Below are 4353 nucleotides of genomic sequence, written 5' to 3'. Positions count from 1 at the left end.
TTTCTTACCAATGGCCTTAACCCTAAGGCCACTTTATTTTTCCTGTCACTGTTCACTGTCATCATTGACTCACAAACGCCATCAGATATCCGGTTAATATACGGGCTTTACCTGTCTTTCGCGACGGGGGCGTGGTTTTGTCTGCTTTCCTATTTGCTCAGCACCAGTCGTGTTGCAGGTGCTATCCGGTCAAAAGGCTACTGGCTCGACCGGGCCATGGGCGTTTTACTCATCGGGCTGGCTGTGAAGTTAGTCTTAGCGTAGTAGGCAATCTGGCCCATTGGGGTATAATCGCCACAACTTATTGAATTAAAGAAGTATCTGAGTGCCTGATATGCAACCTGACAACAAAAAAGCCTTGTACAATGACCGTTTTAACCTGCTGAACGGCAAAGGGTTATTTGATTTCAGAAAGCTGGCCTCCACATCAGTAAACCTGCTGAAAAGTAACTTCTGGCCGATTTTTCAGGCGTGCGCGCTTATCATACTGGTCGTTTTTGCGTTTGCCATGGTGATCTCCGGCATTTATCCCATAGAACAACTTACTGCAATGCCCGCTGAACAACAGGGTATTCTTGATATCGCGATGATTCTGATTGTTGCGCCGTTGTCAGCCGGGTTGTCACTGATGGGAGTAAATATCGCCAGGGGTAACAGAATTAAAACCAGTGATGTTTTTCGTTATTTATCCTGGGTTTTGCCGCTGGCTCTGGCACAGCTGCTGGTCACAATTCTGGTACAAATAGGACTGACAGTGCTTATCCTGCCCGGTTTGTACCTCTTCGTAGCCACTACATTTACCTTACCTCTGATTGCAGATAAGAAGCTGGGGGTATTGCAGGCCATCATCACATCCTGCAAAGCAGTGAATCAATTTATACTATCGTTTATTGTTCTTTTTGTTATTTTTCTCGTACTGTTCCTGTTAAGCATTTTTACATTCGGGTTAGCCTTTTTAGTGATTATGCCGCTATATTTTGTGGTGACTGGTATGCTGTATACCACACTGTTTGATAATGCGGAAAATCATCAGGTTAACGAATCAGCGGGACAGGAGTCGACGTTCGATGCATAAAAGAGAAACCATGAAAATTGTACTGATCACAGTTGCCGTATTACTGGTAATTGTTATCAATGCCTGGATCATGTCCTCACGGGAGCCGGATATTCTGGACATTCCGGTGACAGAACAGGCAAGAAAGCCGGTACCGGACTTCAAAGAAATTGAAAATGTGCAGGAAAAAAAGGAAGCATTCTTCTCGTATCTGAAGCCTGAAGTCGAGAAGCAAAACGAATATCTTTTATCTTTGCGACATTATATTCAAACATTGCAGCGACAGTTATCGTTAGGTGAAACGTTAAGTGAAGACGACACCAACCGTATAGCATGGCTGGTCAATGAGTACAAAGTTGATGAGAGTGCTGAATTAACAGATCAACTTCAGGTACTGATGCGCCGGGTAGATATTCTGCCTGTATCTCTGGTTCTTGCTCAGGCAGCAAATGAATCTGCATGGGGAACCAGCCGCTTTGCTACTGAAGGATATAATTTCTTCGGACTGTGGTGTTTCAGAAAAGGATGCGGTTTTGTGCCGTCACGGCGGAGTGACGGACTCGATCATGAAGTGGCCAGATTCCCGAACCTGTCGAAGGCCACTTATACCTATATGCGAAACATCAACCGCCACTATGCCTACAAGGAACTGCGCGATATTCGAAATACACTGCGCAGCAATCAGCTTCCTGTTACCGGCGTTGCGCTGGCTGAAGGACTGATGAATTATTCAGAACGCGGGGTCGCTTATGTTGAGGAATTACAGGCGATGATCCGTTATAACAAGGATTATATGTAGTGAAAAAGGCTTTACTGGCAGCAAGCTTTCTTTGTCTGAACATGTTTCAGGTGTCGGCTGAAACCATTCAGGTGGAGTACAGCCGTTTCTATAGTCATGTTAAAAAGCTCGATGGTGAAGATACTCAAGCTCTGCAGTTTGCATTTGGTTTTGTGCGTGTGGGGGAAGGGTATCTGTGTGGTATTAACGATGCGAAAATCATCACAGAAAAACAGGTGATGCCACTCACTGTTTCGCCGGAAAACCGCTTCACCGTCCCTGATGACAAGATCCTGAAAATGGCAGAAGCAGTGGTTGAAATTGATTTGGCGGAAGCGGCGAACCTGTGTGATATGTCTGTTCAGCTCGAGACGAAGCCGGCTTATCTTTCTAAAACCTACACGAAAGAAGAACTGGTATTTCTGCTCGAGCAATACAAGTCATTCTTCAATGCTATGGGCAGTTTTCTGTCATTCATGATGCCTACCGTCGACGGCCTGAATATTCAGTTTGCCGATGATAACATCAGCATGCCTCTTAAAGATGCGCCTTCAATCAATATGGGCATCGTGACATTACCTGCTGACTGGATAGAACAAAGTAAAGGACTGACTTTGCCGGATGTGCCAATGCGGATTACAGCAAAAGCCGTGCGCTGAGCCGGTAAGCAGAAAAAGTAAAGAAGCCGCTTCCTATGAAGCGGTGCCGATTGTTGTGTTTTCTTCGATATTATCTTCAATGACCAACTGATATTTAATTTCCTCGGCCAGCCGGTTAACTGTTTTTTCCCCTTCCAGACATAATTCACCTGCACGGTGAAATTCCATCAGTCCTACATCTGACAGATGAGGTTCTATCAGTACGTCAGGCGGATCTCCGGCCAGTCTGGAGCGGGTCACGCGGGCTTGCAGTATTTCCAGAGAACTGCTCATGACACTCAGGATCCCGGGCGGTTCCGGTTTATCAGACTTGGATTCCGGTGAAAACCACTGCCTGACAATGTTTGAGCCTTTAGAGAAAAAGTCGTCGGTTTTTTTCTGAATTTTCTCATGTTCAGCAGCTGGTCTTTCCAGGCGCTGAGGCTTGAAATCAGCGTTGAGGTTCACCGCAATCACAAAATCTGCGCCCAGTTGACGGCAAAGGTTCACAGGTACAGGATTGACGACGGCACCGTCTACCAGCCACCGGCCGTTATATTCAACCGGACTGAACAGGGCAGGAATTGCGCAGGATGCCTGAATACAATTATCAACGGGCCCCTGGTTGAACATGACTTCGCGGCCGGAGTATAAATCCGTGGCAACCACAGCAAAGGGTTTATTCATCTCTTCAAAAGACGGGGCGCAAAATTCTTCAGCCAGTTTGGTAAATACTTTTTGTCCGCTGGCAATGCCACCTTTGCGGATGCCAACACCCATTAAAGACAGGATTTGCCATTCTGTTAACGAGCAAGCCCACTCTTTGAGGGGCTCAAGCTTACCACTTGCATAGGCAGCGCCCACGTAAGCACCAATCGAACAACCCGCAACAACATCTATCTTAACGCCCAGACGTTCAAGTGCTTCAATGATGCCAATATGAGTCCAGCCCCTTGCTGCGCCGGCACCGAGTGCGAGTCCGATTTTCATGGTTTATTCCGTCAGATTAACAATTTGAACAGGGGATTGTGCATCATCACTGACCGCACTGGTAAAATCCGGCTTGTCGAAGGCTGTATCACCGTCTTCTACCGGTGCGCCTGTGGCCTTGATCCCTTTAAAATCATACAAATTGCCATCAGCGAGGTGTGATGGGGCAACGTTCTGAATTGCACGGAACATAGACTCAATGCGACCCGGAAAACGCTTATTCCAGTCCTGCAGCATCATTTTAATATTCTGCCTCTGCAGATTCTCCTGAGAACCGCAAAGATTACAGGGGATGATCGGGAACTCAGTGGCGTCAGCGTATTTCTGAATGTCTTTCTCACTGCAATAAGCCAGCGGGCGAATAACAATGTGTTCACCGTTGTCACTTACCAGTTTGGGCGGCATAGCTTTTAGTTTTCCGCCATGGAACATGTTCAGAAACAATGTTTCCAGCATATCATCACGATGATGACCGAGGGCTATTTTTGTTGCGCCGAGTTCCTTTGCTGTACGGTAGAGGATCCCGCGTCTTAATCTGGAACACAGTGAACAGGTGGTTTTCCCTTCAGGGATTTTATCTTTAACGATGGAATAGGTATCTTCTTCCACAATTTTGTAGTCAATACCCAGTGAATCCAGGTATTCAGGCAACACATGTTCCGGAAAACCCGGCTGCTTCTGATCGAGGTTAACCGCGACGATATCAAAATTGACCGGTGCAATTTTGCGTAAAAATAGCAGGATATCCAGCAAGGTATAGCTGTCTTTTCCGCCGGATAAGCACACCATGACCTTATCGCCGTCTTCAATCATATTGAAGTCTTCGATGGCTTTGCCAACATGTCTGCGCAGTCTTTTCTGCAACTTGTTAAAGTTGTATTTTTGTTTACTTT

The 4353-nt window shown here is 46.3% G+C and carries 6 protein-coding genes; 4 read left to right on the top strand and 2 right to left on the bottom strand.

Annotation, left to right across the window (positions count from 1 at the left end):
- The 4 genes from AC4PME_RS19635 to AC4PME_RS19620 form a co-directional block, all read left to right on the top strand.
- Window positions 1–264, top strand: a 264-nt coding sequence (locus AC4PME_RS19635) for a LysE family transporter (protein WP_491529722.1), incomplete at its 5' end; no start/stop codon positions are given.
- A 61-nt stretch (window positions 265–325) separates the two neighbouring features.
- A complete protein-coding gene (locus AC4PME_RS19630) occupies window positions 326–1075 on the top strand; it encodes a hypothetical protein (protein WP_490708863.1) in 750 nt (249 codons plus the stop codon).
- A complete protein-coding gene (locus AC4PME_RS19625) occupies window positions 1068–1853 on the top strand; it encodes a glucosaminidase domain-containing protein (RefSeq protein WP_490708864.1) in 786 nt (261 codons plus the stop codon). Before AC4PME_RS19630 ends, AC4PME_RS19625 begins: the two co-directional genes overlap by 8 nt.
- On the top strand, window positions 1853–2491 hold the full coding sequence (locus AC4PME_RS19620; protein WP_232373347.1) for a DUF2987 domain-containing protein: 639 nt from the start codon (window positions 1853–1855) through the stop codon (window positions 2489–2491). The genes AC4PME_RS19625 and AC4PME_RS19620 overlap by 1 nt, the downstream gene beginning before the upstream one ends.
- Before the next feature lie 33 nt (window positions 2492–2524).
- On the opposite strand, the gene rssA is transcribed toward AC4PME_RS19620, so the two are convergent.
- The gene (gene rssA, locus AC4PME_RS19615; protein ID WP_490708865.1) at window positions 2525–3460 is read right to left on the bottom strand and encodes a patatin-like phospholipase RssA; all 936 of its coding nucleotides are present in this window, start codon (window positions 3458–3460) and stop codon (window positions 2525–2527) included.
- 3 nt (window positions 3461–3463) lie between these two features.
- A partial coding sequence (gene ttcA, locus AC4PME_RS19610; protein WP_491529720.1) for a tRNA 2-thiocytidine(32) synthetase TtcA occupies window positions 3464–4353 on the bottom strand: 890 nt, incomplete at its 5' end.

This window comes from Alteromonas sp. (genome assembly GCF_984505615.1).
This window is presented reverse-complemented; position numbering and strand designations above follow the sequence as displayed.

Coding starts and splice junctions, on each gene's coding strand:
- AC4PME_RS19625 (WP_490708864.1), top strand. CDS start 1,068: ATGCATAAAAGAGAAACCATGAAAATTGTACTGATCACAGTTGCCGTA.
- rssA (WP_490708865.1), bottom strand. CDS start 3,460: ATGAAAATCGGACTCGCACTCGGTGCCGGCGCAGCAAGGGGCTGGACT.